Raw genomic sequence first — 18,596 nt, forward strand, 5'->3', positions numbered from 1 at the left:
ATGACGACAGCGGCACAGCGAGCGGCCACCCTCGAGGACGTCGCCCGGATAGCCGGGGTGTCGCGGTCCACGGCGTCGCGGGTGATCGCCGGCACGGGGTTCGCGTCGCCGGCAGCTCGGCAACAGGTCACGGCGGCCGTCGACCAGCTCGGTTACGTGCCGAACCCGGCCGCCCGGGCGCTGGTCCGCGGCGGCGGCGGCGTACGACTGGTCGTGGCCGCCCAGGCGGCCAGCCCGGCGGTGCTGGACGACCCGTACGTCCACCAGGTGGTCGGCTCGGCCGCCCGGGTGTGCACACCCGCAGGTGTCGGGGTGGCGTTGCACTGGCTGCCGCTCGGCGACCCCCGCGGCCTGCACCAGCTCGCCGGGGACCGCACCGTGTGCGGGGTGATCCTGGTCAACACCACCGAGGATCTGCTGGCGGCGGTGCCCGGGTCAATGCGCGGCCGGGTGGTCTCGATCGGAGTCGGCTCGGCGACCGTGCCGTCGTTCGACGTCGACAACGCCGCCGGCTCGGACGCGGTGCTGCGCCACCTCTACGCCGCGGGTCGCCGCCGGATCGCCATGGTGACCGGCCCCCGCTGGCTGCCCTGCGCGCAACGCCCCGTGCAGACGTACCGCCGACTGATGCGCCAGGCCGGCCTGCCGGAGTGGGAGATCACCGGGGACTTCACGGCGGCGCGCGGCCGGTCGGCGGCCGGCGAGGCGCTGCGCCGCTGGGCGGACGTCGACGCCATCTACGCGATCAGCGACGACACCGCGCTCGGCGTGATCGCGGGGTTGCGTGACGCCGGTGTACGGGTGCCCGGCGACGTCGCGGTGGCCGGCTTCGACGACATCCCGCTGGCCGGGATGACCGCCCCGGCGCTGACCACGGCGAGTCACCCGGTCGGGCGGATCGCCGTCGCCGCGGCCACCGCCCTGCTGGACGGGCGTCCGGCCGCCCGGGTGACTCTCTTCCCGTCCACCCTGGTGGCCCGCTCCAGCGCCTGAGCGTCCGCGCGTTCCTGCCCGACGCCGACGGTTAAGCCCTGGCCGCCCGGGTAACCGCGTCGGACGTTGCGTCGACCGCGAGGAGCGCAGGCCGTGTCCGACTCCGCGCAGCCGCCCCCGGACTACCGGCACGGGCGGTTGACCGCGCGCCTGCACCCGCCGGTGGCGCCGGGGCCCACCGGCCTGCTGCGTCTGACCGGCCCCGACGGGGAGCGGCGGGCGCTGGCGTACGTTCCGGAGCCGGCAACCGACGGTTCGGCGTACCGGCTGGTGCTGCTCCTGCACGGCGCGGGTGGCTCCGCGCGACAGGGGCTGGACCTGCTGTCGCCGGTGGCGGACGCGCGGCACCTGCTGCTTGTCGCCCCGGAGTCGTCGGCGGCCAGTTGGGACCTGATCGCCGGCGGGTTCGGGGCGGACGTCAGGCGTGTCGACGGGCTGTTGCGGACCGTCTTCGACGGCTACCCGGTGCGGGACGTGACGTTCGGCGGTTTCTCCGACGGCGCCTCGTACGCGCTCTCGCTGGGCCTGGCCAACGGCGAGCTGGTCGACGCGGTGCTGGCCTTCTCCCCCGGTTTCGCCGCGCCACCGACCACCCACGGCCGGCCACGGATCTTCGTCTCGCACGGTGTCGACGACCGGGTGCTGCCCATCGACGTGTGCAGCCGCCGCCTCGTTCCCCACCTGCGCGGGCTCGGCTACGACGTCACCTACGAGGAGTTTCCCGGCGGCCACGAGATTCCCGCCCCGATCCGCGACTCCGCCACCAGGTGGCTCACCAGCACATCCGGCGCCCCGCGCGCTCCCGTGGAGAGGTCAGACGGCGGGCAGGCCGAGGGCTTCGTCGACGCGAGCGAGGACGGCGGCGTCGCCCTCCGGGTTGACACCGCGCAGCAGGTCGATGGCCGTGGCCCGGACCTGACCGATGATCATGGCTAGGGGGAGGGTCGGCGTGGCGCCGAAGAGCTGCCCGGCGGTGCGCACGGCGGCCAACGCGGACTCGTCGGCCCGGCTGCCGTGCCGTTCGGCGGTCTCGTCCTGGCCGTCGAGGTCGGCGGCGAGCGCGCCACCGGCCTGGCGGACGGCCTCGGCAAGCGATCGCAGGGCGGCGCCCAGCTCCGGTGGCACCGGGGTGTGCAGTCGGCTCAGCGTCACGCCGGCGCGGGCCAGCACCCGGACGTTGCGGACCGCGTAGTCGATCTGCCGGATCGACTCGTCCACCGACCGCAGCCGACCGATGTGCCGGCGTCGCCGGACGTTGAGCCGCAGCGCCTCACCGGCGGCCAACACCCCGTCCCGCAGCCCGTCCACCCGGGCGTCCATCCCCCGGGCCTGCGTCAGCGCCGCGAACGCGGCGGCCTCGTCGCCGCGGTCCAGCGCGTCGGCGATCCCGCCCAGCAGCCCGGCCAGCTCGTCGAAGGTCCGCCGTACCTCGGCGACCAGCGGCGCGAGGGGGTGCCGGGCGTCGACGAGCAGGCTGGCCGCGAGCGCGACCGCGCCGCCGACGAGGGCGTCGACGAACCGGTTCGGCACCAGCGACCCGTCCGGCGGTGCGACCACCACCAGGTAGAGCGCCGAGACCGCGGCCTGCACGAGCGTCACGCCGGTGGCGCCGAAGGCCACCGCGAGGAGGACGGTGAGCAGGATGACGGTGCCGACGGTCCAGGTGCTGCCGGGGCCGAGTGCCTGCACCACCAGGTCCGCGACGAGCACCCCGGCGGCGACCCCGAGCACGACCTCGACGGCCCGGCGAATACGTTGACCGCGGGTCTGACCGAGCACGATGAGCGCCGCGGCCGGCGCGAAGAAGGGCTGCGGGTGCCCGAGCAACCGGGTGGCCAGCAGCCACGCCACGGTCGCCGCGACGGTCGCCTCCAGCACCGGCCGCCAGCCGTGCCGCAGCCGCCCGCCGGCCGTCCGCAGGCCACTGAACCGCACCATCGCCACCCTCTGCTCAACCCGCCGTCAGCCCACGGCAGCCCGAGGCGATCGTCTCCCACTCCGCGCCGGCCCTGCTCACCGGGGCAGCCCCGCACCGCGCCCGAGGTGTCGGGATGCCATGGACACGATCGCCGACCGGGTCACGTGCCGGTGAGGGCGGCGACCTCCGGCTGGCTAGGGCCTGCCCTGAGCAGACTCGGCGGGCGTCGGGCCGGTGAACGCGGCGGTGTCGTCGGGTGCGGCGAGGAACCGGGTCAGCACCTCGACGGTGCCCGGCGTCCAGGGACGACCGTTGAGCACCTCGTCGCCGGGCACGAAGACCATCGCCGCGCCCTCACCGAGCACCACGTCCTCCTGTCGGGCCCGGGTGCGGCCCAGGAAGTAGTGCATCTCTCGATCCAGCTCGGGACGCGGCTGCACGGCGATCAGGCGCAGCGGCCCGTCGGCACGCAGGCCGGTCTCCTCCCACAGCTCCCGCTCGGCGGTCTGCTCCGGCGTCTCCCCCGCCTCCGCGTGGCCGCCGGGCAGCCCCCACACGTCCGGGTGGTACATCGCTTCGGTGTCCCGCAGTTGCAGCAGCAGCCGCCCGTCGGGATCCACCAGCAGCACACACGCGACGACGATCACCGGCTCAGCTTAGGAGGGTGTGCCGCCCCCGTACGCCTGCTCCCCCACCACCACCAGCCGCGCGTGGTCGGCGGCGTCGCCGAGCATGCCGCGCAGGCCGGCGGCGTACGCCGTCGCGGGGGTCACCCCGAGGTGGGCGGCGAACGCGTACTCGTCGGCCAGGGTGATGTCGAAAATGGCCGGGTCGTCGGTGGACACCGAGCAGGCGACCCCGGCGTCGGTCAGCACTGTCAGCGGATGGGGGAGGTCCGCGCGGGCCACGCCGAGGCGCAGGTTGGAGGTGGGCGTCACGTCCAACACGACGCCCCGCGCGGCCAGCTCGGCGACCAGCTCCGGGTCCTCCACGGCCCGCACCCCGTGCCGGACCCGGACCGCGCCCATCGCCAGCACCTCGCGGACCGCCTCCGGCCCGGCCGCCTCGCCCGCGTGCGGCACGAACGGCAGACCGCCGTCGCGGGCCAGCTCCACCATCCGGCGGTACGGCGTGGTCGGGTGCCGTCCCTCGGCGCCGGACAACCCGAAGCCGACCACGCCCTGCCCGGCGAACCGGGTGGCGACGCGGGCCGCGCTCTCGGTGAACTCGACGTCGTGCCCCCGGCAGACCTGCGGGGTCAACCCGATCGACACCCCGTACGACTCGCGGGCCTCGGCCGCCGCGTCGACAAGCGCGGCGAGCAGGTTCGCCCAGCCGTCCAACCCGAGCCGCTCCTCGGCGTCCACGATCGGCTCCAGGTGGACCGCGCCGTCGCGAGCGGCCTCCGCGGCGTAGGCCAGCAGTGCCCGCCGGTAGTCCTGCGGCGTCCGCAGCACGGTTGTCATCGCGTTCCAGGTGGCGATGAAGTCGTACAGGTCGTCGAACCTTCCGGACGTCTCGGCCGGCACCGGGAGGCGATGGCCGCGGGCCAGCTCGGCGAGCAGCGCCGGGCGGACCGTTCCCTCCAGGTGGACGTGTAGTTCGATCTTCGGGGTGTGGCGCTGAGCCGGCGTCATCGCTGTCCTCGGGGGATGGTCGAACGGGTGGGTCCAGCCTGCCGCACCCCGGTCCGGGCCGACCTCCCCCACGCGGGGGATCACCACCGGAAAACTGTTCTCGACCCCAAAGCTCCAGAGTAGTCAATAGGCGCCCCGATCCGCCTCGGTCACATATGACAGTGCGTCGGTACAATCGGCGACTGCCTTGTGACTGATCGCTGACTGCCGATGGCGAAATGGATCACACACACTGATCCCATGAACAGGAGAGTCAACCGCGGTAAGGCACTCCGCGTCGCGGTGTGTCTCCTTCTGGTCGCCGTGTTGGGCGGCTGCATGCAACTCAACATGGGGCTCACCGTCAACGCCGACGACACCGTCGACGGGCAGTTGCTGCTGACCGCCGAGAAGTCCCTGCTGACCTCACGAAACAAGAACATCCCAGCGGCCTTCGCGGAGCTGCGGCAAAACATTCCCGCCCTGCCGGCGGGGGAAGAGACCCGGTACGAGGACGACAAACTCTTCGGCGCCCAGATCAGTTATCGCAAAGCGCCGCTGGCGGGTTTCGACACGGAGAGCGTAAAACTGGTCCGGAACGGCGACTTGTACCGTTTCACGTTGCCCCTCGACCCGTCGAAATACGGCGGAAAGGTGGCGCAGCAGAATCCGCAGCAACAGCAGGCGTTCCTCAAGCTGATGTCGTTCGAGATCTCGGTGACATTTCCCGGCCGGGTGATCGACAGCAACGGCACCGTCAACGGCCGGTCGGTCAGCTGGAAGGTCGACTCCAACCAGGACAAGCCGAGCGAGCTACGCGCCGTCGCCGAGGCGCCACCCCGACCGTCCACCTCGCCGGCCGCCGCCGGTGCTGACGACGGCGGCATCGGATGGCCGCTGATCGTCGGCGGCGCGCTCCTCCTGCTGCTGCTCGCCGCGGTCGGCGTACTCCTGCTGCGACGCCGGCGGCCCACGGCGCCGGCCGCCCCCGGTCCGACCTCGCCCGGACCGACCTCGCCCGGACCGACACCGCCGGGCCCGCCCGCCGGCGCCCCGGGGCCCGGTTGATCCACCCGGTGGCCGGCTGAGCCGGCCACGCCCGGCCCCGGCCGCCCCCGAGACGACGGCGACCGGCCCCGGCGCTGCCACCCGGCAGCACCGGACCTCACCACCACCACATCCCGGTCGCACCATCGCAGAAAAGGGGGATCGTCATGAACGATCTCTTCACCTGGGCAGCCCTGGGGACCATCGCCGGCGCGAGCGCCGCCACCCTGCTGGCCACAAACGTCATCGGGGGGCTGATCGGCCCCAGCGGCGACAAGCTCCGCAAGTGGATCGCCATCGTCATCGCGCTCCTGCTGTCCTACCTCACCGCGGCGTTCGCGGACGAGGTCGGTGGCGAGAAGTGGATCATCGCGTTCTTCAACGCGCTTGTCATCTTCTCCGCCGCGCTCGGCGTCAGCCAGTTCCCGCCCGGCAACCGGCAGGCGACGCCGACCCAGCTCGCGAGCGGTCGCGAGCCCAAAATCTTCCGCTCCTGGGTCTGAGGGGGATGACGTCATGGTCTTCGGAGTTCTCAGCGCGGCGATCCAGGTCATCCTCGGCGCCCTGTTCGGCTTCCTCGCCGGCGGCCCGATCGGGCTTCTGGTCGGCGCCGTCGTGGGCCTGCTCGTCGGCGCGGTCTTCGGCTGGGCGGTGGCCTCCGCCGGGGTGTACGCGGCGGACGCCCGCGGCATCTTCCTCTTCGTCGTCGACCACACCTGGAGTCTGCTCAACACGGTCGTCGGCGCCATCTACCTGACCGTGCACCTGGTCTTCGGGCACTCACTGGACCGCCCCACCTCGTCGGGCAGCGGCCGGGTCAGCGTGGTGCAGGGGGTCTCGCCCCGCTACGCCACCACCATCGGCACCGTCTGCGCCGGCTCCAGCTCGGGCATCCAACGGCACGAGGACGTGCACATCTTCCAGGGTCGCCTGCTCGGCCCGCTCTACATCCCGCTGGTGCTGGCGAACTACGTGCTGTTCACCATCGCCCCGGTGTGGCTGCTCTACCACGACCACGCGAACGCCCCGATCAACCGGTTCACCAGGTACTTCGAGATCGGCGTCTACCCGCACGTCTGGAACGAGGCCATCGCGTACCGGATCCAGGGGACGCCGCCGCGATGACCGACCACGGGCGCGGACCGATCGAGACGGCCACCGCCGAGTTGGCCGCCTGGCTGACCAGCGCGGCGGGGGAACCCGTTCCGATCGGCCCGCCCCGCACCGGCGGCGACGCCGCCGGCCTCACCCTCTGGCCGCTGGAGCTGCGCCCGGCCCGGCAGACCCGCTCCAGCGGCGCGGTCCGCGAACCGTACCGGTTCACGGTCCGCTACCTGCTCTGCGTGACCGGGCCGGCCGGGTTGCCCCGGCTGGACCGGGTGCTCACCACCGCCACCAGCGAGGGCAGCTACGCGGTCGTCCTGGAGGCGGGTGACCCGCCACTGTGGGCGGCGTTCGGCGCCGCGCCGCGTCCGGCGCTGCTGATCGACGTACCCGCGCAGGTCGACCACCCGACCCCGGCCGCACCGCCGGTGCTGCAACCGCTGCGGCTGCGGCAACTGGAGGTACGCACGCTCACCGGCCGGGTGGTCGGCCCCGAGGACCAACCGCTCGCCGCGATGCGGGTCGAGCTGTCGGCCACCGGATCCGCCACCCGCACCGACTCCGACGGTCGGTTCCGGCTCGTCGGCGTCCCGCACGACCCGGAGCACCCGTTCCCGGCCCGGCTGCGACTGACCGGGCGTGGGCTCGTCCTCACCGCCGACGTCGACCCCGGCGAACCCGACCTCGTCATCGTCTGCGCGCCACCGACCCACTGACGCCCACCCGCACAGGAGGACCGATGCCCAGCTACTTCTCCCCCGGCATCTATGTCGAGGAGGTCCCCAGCGGCGCCCGACCGATCGGCCCGGCGAGCACCAGCATCGCCGCCTTCGTCGGAATCGCCCCGAACCGCGACGCCCAACTGGGCCGGGCGGTGCCGGTCAACAACTGGACGGAGTTCCTGCGGCTCTTCGCCGACGGAGAACGGGTGGAGAGCACCCCGCTGGCCCGAGCGGTCTTCGGCTTCCTCGACAACGGGGGCGCCCGCTGCTGGGTGGTGAACGTCGGCGAGGGCGGCGCGATCACCGGCACCGGGCAGCGGCGCGGTGGCCTGCAACTGCTGGAGGCCATCGACGAGATCTCCATCATCGCCGCACCCGGCTTCCACGACGTGGTGTCGCACGAGGCGCTGCTCAGCATGGCCGAGCGGACCCGCACCATGGTCGCGATCTGCGACCCGGCGCCGGACATCGACGACATCGCCGCGCTGACCCGGGTCGCCACCCCGTCCTCCGGCAAACCCCCCAAGCCCGCCGAGGGTACGGCCGGCGGCTCGGCCGGTACCGGCGGCGGCTCGGCCGGTCCCGGCGGCAGCTCGGGCGGTCCCGGCGGCGGCTCGGCCGGCCCCGGCGGCTCGGGTGGGCACGAGGGGGCGGCGTACCGGCCCCGGCAGTCCGAGTTCGGCGCCTTCTACTACCCGTGGCTACGGGTCCGCGACCCGATCAGCGGCGAGTTGGAACTGACCCCGCCGAGCGGGCACCTGGCCGGCATCTGGGCGCGTACCGACGCCCTGCGCGGCGTGCACAAGGCGCCGGCCAACGAGCCCGTCCGTGGGGCCGTGGACCTGGGCTACCTGGTCACCCGGCCGGAACACGACGTGCTCAACCCCAAGGGCGTCAACGTGATCCGCTACTTCGCCGGTGAGGGCATCCGGGTCTGGGGCGCCCGTACGCTCGCCGCCGAGGCCAGCGAGTGGCGCTACCTCAACGTACGGCGACTCAGCATCGCCATCGAACAGGCCATCGCCAACGGCACCCGGTGGATGGTGTTCGAGCCCAACGACTTCACCCTCTGGCGCTCGATCCGGCGCGACATCGGGGCGTTCCTCACCCGGGTGTGGCGCGACGGGGCGCTGCTCGGGCGCAGCCCCGAGGAGGCGTTCTTCGTCAAGTGCGACGAGGAGACCAACCCGGCGGACGTCCGCGACGCGGGCATGGTGATCGCCCACATCGGCATCGCCGTCGTCAAGCCCGCCGAATTCGTGGTGTTCAAGCTGAGCCAGTGGGCCGGCGGCACCGAGACCGAGACGATCGGAGGCTGACATGCCCACCACAGCCACCCCGCAGCCCGGCGCCCCGGTCGACCCGTACCGGGCGTACAACTTCCGGCTGCTCATCAACGGCGTCACCAACGGCCACTTCACCGAGATGACCGGGCTGGAGGTGAACATCCCCGGGCAGCCGTACCGGGAGCACGGCCTGGGCCGGATGCGGATGGTGCCCGGCCAGGCCGAGTACGAGCCGGTGACGCTGCACTTCGGCCTCACCGCCTCCCGCGAGCTGTGGGACTGGGTGAACGCCACCGCGCAGGGCACCCTCAACCGCCGCAACGTCTCCGTGGTGCTGCTCGACTCGGTCGGGACCGCCGAGGTGCTGCGCTGGAACCTGATCGACGCCTGGCCCACCCGGTGGCGTGGCGCGCACCTCAACACACTCAGCCACGAGATCGCCATCGCCGCGTTGACCCTGCGCTACGAGGGTCTGGAGTTGGAGACCGGCGGTGCCACCGCGCCGACACCCGCGTAGCTGGCTGGCCGGCCGACTGCGCTCGGCGGCCGGGGCGGTGCAGCGCCTCGCCGGGCGGGTCGAGTCAGGCGAACACCGCACACCCCGTGCGCCCGCCGCACACCATGGGCCGCCGCCGCCGGAGACGCCCGGGGCGACACCGCGCCGCTTCGGGGAACCCCCGCAGCACTGGCTGGATCTGGTCACCGCCCACGCACCAGGTCTGCTGCACGACCTGGACCTCGACCGGCCCGCTGCGGCACCGCCGCAGGGGCGCGATGACCGTGCCAGCGGCTCGGGCTCGGGCTCGGGCTCGGGCTCGGGCTCCGGCTCCGGTCTTGGCTCCGGCTCCGACCTTGGCCCCGGCTCGGGCCTTGGACCTGGCTCCGGCTCCGGTGATCGGATCGATCAGGACGGACCGGATCGGTGGGCTGCGGTGACCGGGCCAGCTCGGCCCGCCGGGGAGGGTGTCGGGCTTCCTGCCGACTCGGTGGGCCGTCGTGCCCCCGGCACGGTGGGTCCTCGTGCCCCCGGCACGGGTGGGCCCGGCGGCGCAACCAGCAGGAGCGGCCCGGACGCGGACGCGCACTCCTACGGGCATGGCCGCCCGGCGTCCGCCGCGGGCGGCACAGTCGGTGACAACGACACGGACGGTCACCACGGCACGGTCGGTCACGACGGGACGGTGGACGGGGCGTACGGCGTCGACGGGCTGGTGGCGACGCGCGGGGTCGGAGGGCCGGACGGGTCGCGTTCGACGGGCGCAATCGGACGGTCGCAGCACGCGTCGAGGGCAGCCGACCGGTCCGGCGGTCCAGGGATGGGCGGTGCCAGCCCACCGGGCGGCAGCCGCGCCGCCCACGGCGCGGTGACCGGCGAGGTGCCCCTCGCACCGGATGCGGGCCGACGTTCACGGGGCCGGCTGCTGGGCGGCTGGCGTCTGCGCGCATCCCGACGGGGCGCGGCGACAGGCCCGGCGCGGGACGACACGCCGGCCATCGACACGGAAGAGCGGTACACCGAAGCCGGACGCGGTCCAGGAGGCCGCCGAGCGCCAACCGCCCCGGCCAACTCTCCCCTCCACACCCCTCCCGCCGAGATCTTGGAAGATTTCGGCCCCTCCAGGGGCAATTCCTTTCCAAGATCTATAACTGACTCCGCCGACGTCGGCGGGGCGAGGCCGGGCCGGGCGGCAGCTCGAGGCGGGCGATCCGCTGGCGGCGGGACCGCGGGTGGCGGCCGGACGGTAGGGGGCGTCGGGGCGGGCGGGGGCGGGGCGGCTGGGGGCGGCGGGGCGGCGGCTGGGGGCGGGTTGTGGCCGGCTCTGCCGGGCGAGCGGGCACGGTCGGGGCAGCAGGGTGGTGGGTCGGTCGGAGCGCACACCGGACCGCGGGACGGTCCGGCCGCTGGAGCCGCAGGTGTCGGCTGGATCGGCTCGGCGTACCACGATCCGGGCGGCGGGCGAGGCCCGGACCAGCCCGACGCGACGGCGTTCGACAGGTGGCCGGCGCTGCCCGATGACAGCACGCTGTGGTCGGTCGCCGGTGCGGCGCTGGACACCGCCCACCTGACCCGGCTGGACCGGGAACAGGCGGGTGGCTGATGGAACGCGTCGCCTTCCTCATCGACTCCACAGGCGTTCGGGTGGACTGCCTGCTCAACCCGGAGACCGTCCAGGTGACCCGGCTCGCCGGCGTACGCCCTCGGGGTGCCGGCGACGGGCAGCTCACCGGGTCCGGGCTGGCCGACGACCCGCTTGTCTTCACCGGCGGCGGCCGGACCGAGCTGGTGCTCGACCTGCTCTTCGACGTCGAGTTCGTCCAGGCGCAGGTCCGTCCGGCCGATGTGCGGGTGCTTACCCGTCCGCTGTGGATGCTCGCGGAGAACTCGGCCGCCGAGCACGGCTGGCTGCGTCCGCCGCTGGTCCGCTTGGTGTGGGGAAAGACCTGGAACGTACCCGGGGTGATCATCGCGGTGGCGGAGCGGTTCGACGCGTTCACCGGCACCGGCTCGCCCCGGCGTTCCTGGTTGCGGCTGAAGTTGGTCCGCGCCGCGGAGACGGCCGACCAGGCCGAGGCGGGGTTCGCCGAGGAGTTGGCCGCGGCGAGCACCCCGACGGCCGCCCCGGGCAGCGCGGTGATCGCCGCGGGCGACGGCGCGGCGGAGCCGGGCCGTTCCGGTGTGCGGTTCGACCTGCTGGCCAACGACGCGCTCGGCTCGCCGCTGCGCTGGCGTCTGCTCGCCGAACACAACCGGATCACCGACCCCCTCGCGGTGCCGGCCGGCACCACCCTGGCTGTGCCACCACCCGGTGCGCCAGGCAGCGGATCAGTGGTGGGCGCGGTGACCGGAGTCGCGCGGGCGTTGGCCGGCGGGGTGGGTGCCGGCGCGTCGTTCGTCGGAGCCTCGATCGCCACCGCGCCCGCCGCCTGGGGCCCGACCGGCACCAACCCCACCCCCGGGGGTACGCCGTGACAAGCGTCGCGCCCCGGGCCCTGATCGTCGTGCTCGACGGCGTCGAGCTGACCGGTGCGGTTCGTCAGCGGATCCGCTCGCTGCGGGTGGCGGCACGGCTGGACCAGCCCACCCAGGCGGAGCTCGTGCTCGCCACCTCCGTCGGCGTCGGCGCGTTCGACCCGGCGGTACGCCCCGGCACGACGCTCGACGTCCGGCTCGCCGACCACGCCGACGCCCTGTTCAACGGGGAGGTCACCGCCGTGGAGGTCGAGTACGCCGGCGACGGGGCGGCGGTGCTGCGGCTGCGGGCGTACGACCCACTGCACCGGCTGCGCAAGCGTCAGGGGTTGCGGGTGTTCACGTCGGTGACCGCCGTGGAGTTGGCCCGGGAGCTGTGCGGCCCGGTGGGGCTGGAGGTGAGCGCGGAGGTCGACGGGCCGCGGCTGGACCGGCTGTCGCAGCACCGGCACAGTGATCTGGAGCTGCTGTGCGAGGTGGCCGGCCGGGCCGGGCTGCACCTGGCCGCCGACGACGGTACGGTCCGGCTGGTCACCCTCGCCGGCTACGGGGAGCCGGTCGCGCTGACCCTCGGCGCGGGCGTGCACAGCCTGCGCCTGTCCACGAACGCCGACCAGGCCAGCGGTGCCAGCGCCGCGTTGGGTTGGCACCCGCAGCGGGCCGAGGTGATCAGCCAGCAGGCCGACGAGGCGCGGTGTGGCCGACCGGCGTTCGACCGACCGGACCCGGCCGACGTGGGCGCCGACGGGGTCCGCACCGCCGTCGACCAGCCGGGCCGCAGCGACGACGAGTTGGCGGCGCTGGCCCAGGCGCGGCTGGACACCCGGGCGGCGGCGCTCGTCACCGCCGAGGGGGTGGCCGAGGGCGATCCGGCGCTGCGGCCGGGCCGGCGGGTCGCCCTGAGCGGTGTGCCCGAGCCGGTCGCCGGGGCGTACGTGCTGACCGAGGTGGTGCACACCGTGGACGGCAACGGGCACCTTACGCGCTTCTCCACGGTCCCGCCGGTCGCTCCACCGACCCCGATTGGCGGTGCGGTGGTCACCCTCGGCACCGTCACCGACGTCGCCGACCCCGACGGGCTGGGCCGGGTCCGGCTGACCCTGCCGGCCTACGGGGACCTGGACGCCGGCTGGCTGGCGGTGCTCTGCCCCGGCGCGGGGCGGGGCAAGGGTCTGGTGGCGCTGCCCGATCCGGACGACAGCGTGCTCGTGGTGCTGCCCGCCGGCGAGCCGGCCTCGGGCGTCGTGCTCGGTTCGCTGTTCGGCGCCGTCGAGCCGTACGACGCGGGCATCGACGACGGCCGGGCGCGGCGCTGGACGATGCGCACCGCCGGTGGGCAGTCGATAGTCGTCGACGACGTGCGGCGCAGCCTGCGGCTGGCCACCGAGGGTGGCAGCTTCCTGGAACTGACCCCGGATCTGGCCACCCTGCACGCGGCGTCCGACCTGGTGATCTCCGCACCGGGCCGGGCCATCGTGGTCCGCGCCCGCAGCGTGGACTTCCTGCACGCCGAGTCGACCGAGGACCCGACCACCGCGGCGCGGCAGGCGGGTTCGCTGGCCCGCGCCCACCACGAAGGAGGCGGCTGATGCGCTGGATCCACAGTGACTCCGTGATCACCTGCGATCACGACGGCCGGGTCGAGAACCGACCCTCACAGCGGTGGGTGACCGTCACCGGCGTACCCGTGCTCGTCGACGACGACCCGGAGGGACGCGACATCAAGGCCTGCCCGAACTACGGCCCGACCATCAAGCCGTGCGGCAAGACCCTGAACGTCCGGGTCGGCTACAGCGACTGGCTGCGGGTCGACGGGCAGCGGGTGGTGCTGTCGCACCTGGAGGGGTTCACCGACGGCACGCCGCCGGGGCTGGTCCACCACACGGTGCGCGACCCCCGCCAGCCGTTGCTGGGGGCGGACCGGTGAGGGCCTTCCGTTTCGTCGGGGCCGGCTTCGACGCCGGGCGCGGCGGCGGGCCGGCACTGACCGCGGCCGGCGGCCTGGCGATGACCGAGGGCGACGAGAGCGTACGGCAGGCGCTGTTCCTGCTCCTGTCGACGACGCCGGGCGAGCGGCTGATGCGACCCGGGTACGGCTCCCGGCTGCACCGGCTCGTCTTCGCGCCCAACGACGACACCACGGCGGGCCTGGCCATCCACTACGTCCGGCAGGCCATCGCCCGGTGGGAGCCACGGGTCGAGGTGATCGACGTGGACGCCGGTCCGGATCTGGACGACGCGTGGCGGTTGGTGATCCGGTTGGACTACCGGGTGCGCGCCAGCCTGACACCCGGGCAACTTGTCTTCTCCGTGGACCTGCTCCCCGCCGACGAGCCCGCGCAGGGAGGACAGTCATGACGCTGCCCGTGCCGCACCTGGACGATCGCGGGTTCCTCGACCTCGTCACCGAGGCCCGGGAACGGATCCGGCAGTCCTGCCCGGCGTGGACCGACCTGTCGGCGCACGACCCCGGGATGGCGCTCGTGGAGGCGTTCGCGCACCTGACCGAGGTGATGATCTACCGGCTGAACCAGTTGCCGGAGAAGGCGTACGTCTCGTTTCTGAACCTGCTCGGGGTCACCCGGCATGCGCCCACCGCGGCCTGGGCGGACGTCCGGTTCACCCGCAGCGGCGGCGACCGGGCCGCGATCCGGATCCCGGCCGGGCTGCGCGTCGCGGCGGCGCGCGGCGCGGATCCCCGGCCGGTCGTCTTCGTGACCACCGAGCCGACGCTGCTGGCCGCCGGCGAGACGTCGGTGACGGTACGGATGCACCACTGCGAACTCGTCGAGGCCGAGCTGCTCGGCGTGGGCACCGGCCAGCCGGGGCAGGTGCTGCGGGCCGCCCACGCCCCGCTGGCGCACACCGCCGAGGCGCTGGACCTGCTGCTCGGCGTGGAGGTGCCGGCCGGCACCGTGGAGCTGGGCGCGGCGGCCCGGGAGCACGACGGCCGCACGTACGAGATCTGGCGGCCGGTGGACAGCTTCGCCGGGCTCGGCCCGCAGGCCAAGGCGTACCTGGTGGACCGCTGCTCGGGCACCGTCACCTTCGCCCCGGCCCTGGACCTGCGACCGCCGACCCGGCCCGGCGATCCCGCGCCACCCGGCCCGGCGCCGGTGACCGTGGCGGCGGTGCCGCCGGCCGGGCGGCAGGTCCGGCTCTGGTACCGCGCCGGTGGCGGGCCCACCGGCAACGTCGCGGCGGGCGCGCTCACCAGCCTGCGCGACCCGCTACCCGGGGTACGCGTGGACAACCCCGCCCCGGCGGCCGGCGGCCGGGAGGTGGAGGCGTTGGAATCGGTGCTGCTGCGCGGCCCGTACGAGTTCTTCGCCCAGCAACGGGCGGTCACCGCCCGCGACTTCGAGGTCCTCGCCACCAGCTCCGGGGCGGTGGCACGGGCGCGGGCGTTCACCCGCGCGGCGGTGTACAGCTTCGCCCGGCCCGGTGAGGTCGAGGTGGTGCTGGTGCCGTACGTGCCGCCGACGGCCCGCCCCGGTGGCCGCCTGCCGGTGGCGGTGTTGCGCGAGCACGAGGTGCCCGAGGCGCGCCGCCGGGTGGAGGCCGACCTGGAGGAACGCCGGATGGTCGGCATCCGGTCCCGGGCCACCTGGGCCCGGTTCAAGGCGGTGTCGGTCCGGGCCCGGGTGGTGGTCCGCCGGGAGGAGGACGTGGACGCGGTACGCCGCCGGATCCACGACCGGCTGCACCAGACGTTGAGTCCGCTGCCGACCGCGCTCAACCCGACCGGTTGGCCGTTCGGCGAACCACTGCGGGCGTCGAACGTGTACCGGCTGTTGGAGCACGCCGAGCCGGGTGTGCGCTACGTCGAGTCGGTCCGGTTCGTGGTCGACGAGGCCCCCGACGCGGAGGTACGCGCCCTCGCCGTCGACAAGTACCAGCCGCGCACCTGGTACGCCGGGCGCGGCCCGGTGCTGTTCCGCTCCAGCAACGGCGGCGCGGGGTGGGAGCCGGCCGGCCGGTTCGACGACGAGACGGTGCTGCGCATCGCGCCCGCGCCCGCGCCGGTGCGGCCGGGAATCGTCGCGCGCCCCGGCTCGGTGGCCGTGGTGACGCTGCGGACCTCCGGTGGCTCCCGGGTGCACCTGAGCACCGACCTGGGTGAGACCTGGTCGCTGCTGACCGACCTGGACGCGCGGATCTCCGACGTGGCCTGGCTGGACCGCGACGGCGCGGGCGCGCTGCTGGTGGCCACCGACACCGGCCTGTACGAGGTGTCGTTGCTGCCCGGGGCGGTGCCGTTGCAGATCCTTGTCGACCCGTCCGACGCCGACCGGGGGTTCTACGCGGTGCGCGCGTTCGTCTCGGAGCGGGGCGCGCCGGGGGTGGCGGTGGCCGCGCAGGCCGGCTTCGGGGTGTACCTGTCCACCGCCGCCGGCCGACCGGGCAGCTTCGTGCACGTGGGCCTGGCGAACGTGGACAACCGGGTGCTCGCCGTGCAGTACGACGGCCCGGCGACGCTGCTGTGGAGCGGCGCCGGCGAGCCGGACCCGAAGAAGCCGGGACAGGGTTGCCACCGCACCCGGTTGTTCGAGTCCGACGTGAAGTGGCAGCCGGTGCAACTCGGCTGGGTCGGCGGCACGTGCCGCGACCTGGCGTTCGCCGGGCAGCTCGCGGTGGCGGCGACGCAGAGCGGCGGGGTGCTGCGGCTGGACACCCTCGCCGCCCAGCCGCAGTGGCAGACGGTGTCGGTCAACTGCGGGTTGCCGCTGCGCGACCGGACCCGGTTCGTCCCGGTGGACGCCATCGCCGTGGGCGGCCCGGCCGGCGGCAGCCCGGCCGGCGGCGCCGGAACGGGCGGTGGCCCAGCGAGCGGCGGCCCCGCAGGCGGCGCAGTGGGCGGCCCGGCGGAACGGCTGATCCTGGCCGGCGGCGAACGCGGCGTGCACCGCAGCGCCGACGCCGTCGACTGGACGCCCAGCGCCAACCAGGCCACCGCCGACGTGGTGACCGTCCCGGATACCTGGCTGCTCTGCTCCGGCGAGCACGACATCGAGGTGGTGCGCCAGGATGCGACGTTCGGCGATTGAACGGCTGCTGCCCGCCGCCTACCAGCGGGCCTGCGTACCCGGCAGCGTGCTCTGGGCGCTGCTGGACGTGATGGAGGGGCTGCACGCCCCGGACGAGGCGATCCTCGCCGAGGTGGACGCCCTGTTCGACCCGTACCGGGCCCCGGACGGGCTGGTCGTGCGGTTGACCCGTTGGGTGGCGATGGACCACGTGGTGGCCTCACCCCGGCCGGACGCCCCCCTGCCGCTGCCGGTGGGACGGCTGCGCGACCTGGTCGCCAACGCCGCCCTGCTGGCCCGGTGGCGCGGCACCCCGTACGGCATGCGGCGGGCCCTGGAGCTGGCCACCGGGATGCCGGGCTTCGCCATCGACGAGCCGGCCGAGCGGCCCTTCCACGTCGTGGTGCGGGTCCCCGCCACCGCCGCCGGCCAACTCGCCGTGATCACCCGCATCGTCGAGGCGGAGAAACCCGCCTCGACCACCGTCGAGATCGTCCTGGAAGAGGAGTCGTCATGACCACCGAATGGGCGGTCGTCGCCGCCGCCGAGCAGTTCACCCTCGACCCGCGCAACAGCGGCGAGCTGACCTTCACCGTCTCCAACCCGGGCGCCGCACCGGACACGGTGGTGTTCGACGTGGCGCCCGGCGACGGCTCCCAGCGGGCGTGGTTCACCGTCGCCGAACCGCAACGGGTGGTAGCCGGGCAGGGCTCGGTGTCGTTCCTGGTCACGCTCGCCGTGCCCGCCGGCACCCCGCCTCGGCGCTACGACATGACCGGGTTCGCGTACTCGGCGAACACCGCGCCCGAGGAGAGTTCCCGGTCCAGCGGTCGGGTCACGTACGAGGTGCGGGCGGTCGCGCCGCCTCGGCGTACCCCGTGGTTGTGGATCGCCGCCGCGGCGGCGTTGGTGCTGGTGGTGGTGGCCGTGGGGGTGGTCCTGCTGACCCGCGACGGTGAGCCGGCCCCGGGCACGCCGAGGGTGGTCACCATCGAGGCGGAGAGTCTGGTGGACACCGCGGTGGTCACGTCGCCGCAGAAGAGCAAGGCCGCCGTGGGCGCGCAGCCCAACTGCTGCGCGGTGACCTGGTCCGACGACAAGCAACTGTTCTTCACGGGGCTGGCCATCGGTGACCAGGTGACGGTGACGGTGCAGATCCCGGCCGACGGCACCTGGCGGTTCGCCACGGTACGGACCATGGCCCCCGATTACGCGAACACCGTCTTCACCATCGACGGCAACCAGGTCGGCGGCACGTTCCTCGGCTTCAGCGCGAAGGTGCAGACGACGGAGTTCCTGGACGTCGCGACGATCCGGCTGGCCAAGGGGCCGCACCAGGTCACGCTGCTGGTGGTGGGCAAGACACAGGGTACGAAATCCTACTTCGCCGGGGTGGACACGATCCGGTTCAGCGAGGTCGTGTCACCTGTCGCCGCGCGATGAGTGGCCGGCAGAAGGCGCTGCTGGGGCTGCTGGCCGGGCTGCTGGTGGCGCTGTTCGTGGTCGCGGTCGGCGTGGGCGGCGGCGACCGGGGTGATCCGGGCGCCCGGCACGGGTTCGTCGACGGGTTGGCCGCGCTGGGCGGCGAGCGTGCGGCGGTGGATCCGGCGACCGTCGACGCCGACTGCGCCGACGATGCCGGCCGGTTGACGTTCTCCGGCAGGTGCGTGGTGCGCGTCGCCGACCCGGGCGGGCTGCGCACCCTCGTGCTGCGCAGCGCGGCACGGTTCACCGTCGTCGCGCCGGCGCCCGGCGACGCCGACCTCACCATCCGCGACGAGGTCGAGCCGGCGTCCGACGGCACCGGCGCGGTGGCGAAGGTCGCCGTCGACCAGGCCACCGAGGTGGGCCTGACCTGCCCCGGCCTCGGGAGCTGCACAGTCCTCGTGGCCACGTCCTGACCCTGATCGTC

At 74.2% G+C, this 18,596-nt stretch carries 19 protein-coding genes and 1 pseudogene; 17 read left to right on the top strand and 3 right to left on the bottom strand.

The window, feature by feature from the left end; all coding sequences use genetic code 11:
* The gene (locus ACPXBU_RS19630) at window positions 1-993 is read left to right on the top strand and encodes a LacI family DNA-binding transcriptional regulator (protein ID WP_393370864.1); all 993 of its coding nucleotides are present in this window, start codon (window positions 1-3) and stop codon (window positions 991-993) included.
* A 465-nt stretch (window positions 994-1,458) separates the two neighbouring features.
* A pseudogene (locus ACPXBU_RS19635) lies at window positions 1,459-1,722 on the top strand (alpha/beta hydrolase); the annotation flags it as partial.
* Between the two features lie 84 nt (window positions 1,723-1,806).
* Here the strand turns inward: ACPXBU_RS19635 and ACPXBU_RS19640 are convergent.
* The 3 genes from ACPXBU_RS19640 to ACPXBU_RS19650 form a co-directional block, all read right to left on the bottom strand.
* On the bottom strand, window positions 1,807-2,931 hold the full coding sequence (locus ACPXBU_RS19640) for an FUSC family protein (RefSeq protein ID WP_425759082.1): 1,125 nt from the start codon (window positions 2,929-2,931) through the stop codon (window positions 1,807-1,809).
* A 174-nt stretch (window positions 2,932-3,105) separates the two neighbouring features.
* Window positions 3,106-3,558, bottom strand: a complete 453-nt coding sequence (locus tag ACPXBU_RS19645; RefSeq protein ID WP_425759083.1) for an NUDIX domain-containing protein — start codon at window positions 3,556-3,558, stop codon at window positions 3,106-3,108.
* A gap of 9 nt (window positions 3,559-3,567) precedes the next feature.
* Window positions 3,568-4,635, bottom strand: a complete 1,068-nt coding sequence (locus ACPXBU_RS19650) for an adenosine deaminase family protein (protein WP_425759084.1) — start codon at window positions 4,633-4,635, stop codon at window positions 3,568-3,570.
* A gap of 153 nt (window positions 4,636-4,788) precedes the next feature.
* On the opposite strand from ACPXBU_RS19650, the gene ACPXBU_RS19655 reads away from it, so the two are divergent.
* From ACPXBU_RS19655 to ACPXBU_RS19725, 15 genes are all read left to right on the top strand, one after another.
* Window positions 4,789-5,595, top strand: coding sequence for an LppM family (lipo)protein (locus ACPXBU_RS19655; protein WP_425759085.1), 807 nt, complete (start codon window positions 4,789-4,791; stop codon window positions 5,593-5,595).
* Window positions 5,596-5,741: 146 nt separating this feature from the next.
* Entirely contained in the window at window positions 5,742-6,077 is a 336-nt protein-coding gene (locus tag ACPXBU_RS19660; protein ID WP_110568237.1) for a hypothetical protein, read from the top strand.
* A 13-nt stretch (window positions 6,078-6,090) separates the two neighbouring features.
* Window positions 6,091-6,699: a glycine zipper family protein gene (locus ACPXBU_RS19665; RefSeq protein WP_393370878.1), complete on the top strand. Its 609-nt coding sequence runs from the start codon at window positions 6,091-6,093 to the stop codon at window positions 6,697-6,699.
* Window positions 6,696-7,394, top strand: coding sequence for a carboxypeptidase-like regulatory domain-containing protein (locus tag ACPXBU_RS19670; RefSeq protein ID WP_425759086.1), 699 nt, complete (start codon window positions 6,696-6,698; stop codon window positions 7,392-7,394). Before ACPXBU_RS19665 ends, ACPXBU_RS19670 begins: the two co-directional genes overlap by 4 nt.
* Window positions 7,395-7,417: 23 nt before the next feature.
* Window positions 7,418-8,719 (top strand): phage tail sheath family protein, encoded by a 1,302-nt coding sequence (locus ACPXBU_RS19675; protein WP_425759087.1) that lies wholly within the window; start codon window positions 7,418-7,420, stop codon window positions 8,717-8,719.
* Window position 8,720: 1 nt separating this feature from the next.
* Entirely contained in the window at window positions 8,721-9,203 is a 483-nt protein-coding gene (locus tag ACPXBU_RS19680; protein ID WP_355028749.1) for a phage tail protein, read from the top strand.
* 1,291 nt (window positions 9,204-10,494) lie between these two features.
* A complete protein-coding gene (locus ACPXBU_RS19685) occupies window positions 10,495-10,785 on the top strand; it encodes a hypothetical protein (RefSeq protein WP_425759088.1) in 291 nt (96 codons plus the stop codon).
* A complete protein-coding gene (locus tag ACPXBU_RS19690) occupies window positions 10,785-11,657 on the top strand; it encodes a hypothetical protein (protein ID WP_425759089.1) in 873 nt (290 codons plus the stop codon). The genes ACPXBU_RS19685 and ACPXBU_RS19690 overlap by 1 nt, the downstream gene beginning before the upstream one ends.
* Window positions 11,654-13,246, top strand: a complete 1,593-nt coding sequence (locus ACPXBU_RS19695) for a contractile injection system protein, VgrG/Pvc8 family (protein WP_425759091.1) — start codon at window positions 11,654-11,656, stop codon at window positions 13,244-13,246. The genes ACPXBU_RS19690 and ACPXBU_RS19695 overlap by 4 nt, the downstream gene beginning before the upstream one ends.
* Complete coding sequence (locus ACPXBU_RS19700) at window positions 13,246-13,584, top strand: hypothetical protein (RefSeq protein ID WP_393370894.1); 339 nt, start codon at window positions 13,246-13,248, stop codon at window positions 13,582-13,584. The genes ACPXBU_RS19695 and ACPXBU_RS19700 overlap by 1 nt, the downstream gene beginning before the upstream one ends.
* Window positions 13,581-14,015, top strand: coding sequence for a GPW/gp25 family protein (locus ACPXBU_RS19705; RefSeq protein WP_393370896.1), 435 nt, complete (start codon window positions 13,581-13,583; stop codon window positions 14,013-14,015). The genes ACPXBU_RS19700 and ACPXBU_RS19705 overlap by 4 nt, the downstream gene beginning before the upstream one ends.
* Entirely contained in the window at window positions 14,012-16,705 is a 2,694-nt protein-coding gene (locus tag ACPXBU_RS19710) for a putative baseplate assembly protein (protein WP_425759092.1), read from the top strand. Before ACPXBU_RS19705 ends, ACPXBU_RS19710 begins: the two co-directional genes overlap by 4 nt.
* Entirely contained in the window at window positions 16,686-17,201 is a 516-nt protein-coding gene (locus ACPXBU_RS19715; RefSeq protein WP_425759093.1) for a phage tail protein, read from the top strand. Before ACPXBU_RS19710 ends, ACPXBU_RS19715 begins: the two co-directional genes overlap by 20 nt.
* Complete coding sequence (locus ACPXBU_RS19720; RefSeq protein ID WP_393370905.1) at window positions 17,198-18,127, top strand: hypothetical protein; 930 nt, start codon at window positions 17,198-17,200, stop codon at window positions 18,125-18,127. The genes ACPXBU_RS19715 and ACPXBU_RS19720 overlap by 4 nt, the downstream gene beginning before the upstream one ends.
* A complete protein-coding gene (locus ACPXBU_RS19725) occupies window positions 18,124-18,585 on the top strand; it encodes a hypothetical protein (protein ID WP_425759095.1) in 462 nt (153 codons plus the stop codon). The genes ACPXBU_RS19720 and ACPXBU_RS19725 overlap by 4 nt, the downstream gene beginning before the upstream one ends.
* The last annotated feature ends 11 nt before the right edge of the window (window positions 18,586-18,596 follow it).

The organism is Micromonospora sp. DT231 (genome assembly GCF_049847025.1).
In the GTDB taxonomy this organism is placed as follows: Bacteria; Actinomycetota; Actinomycetes; order Mycobacteriales; family Micromonosporaceae; genus Micromonospora.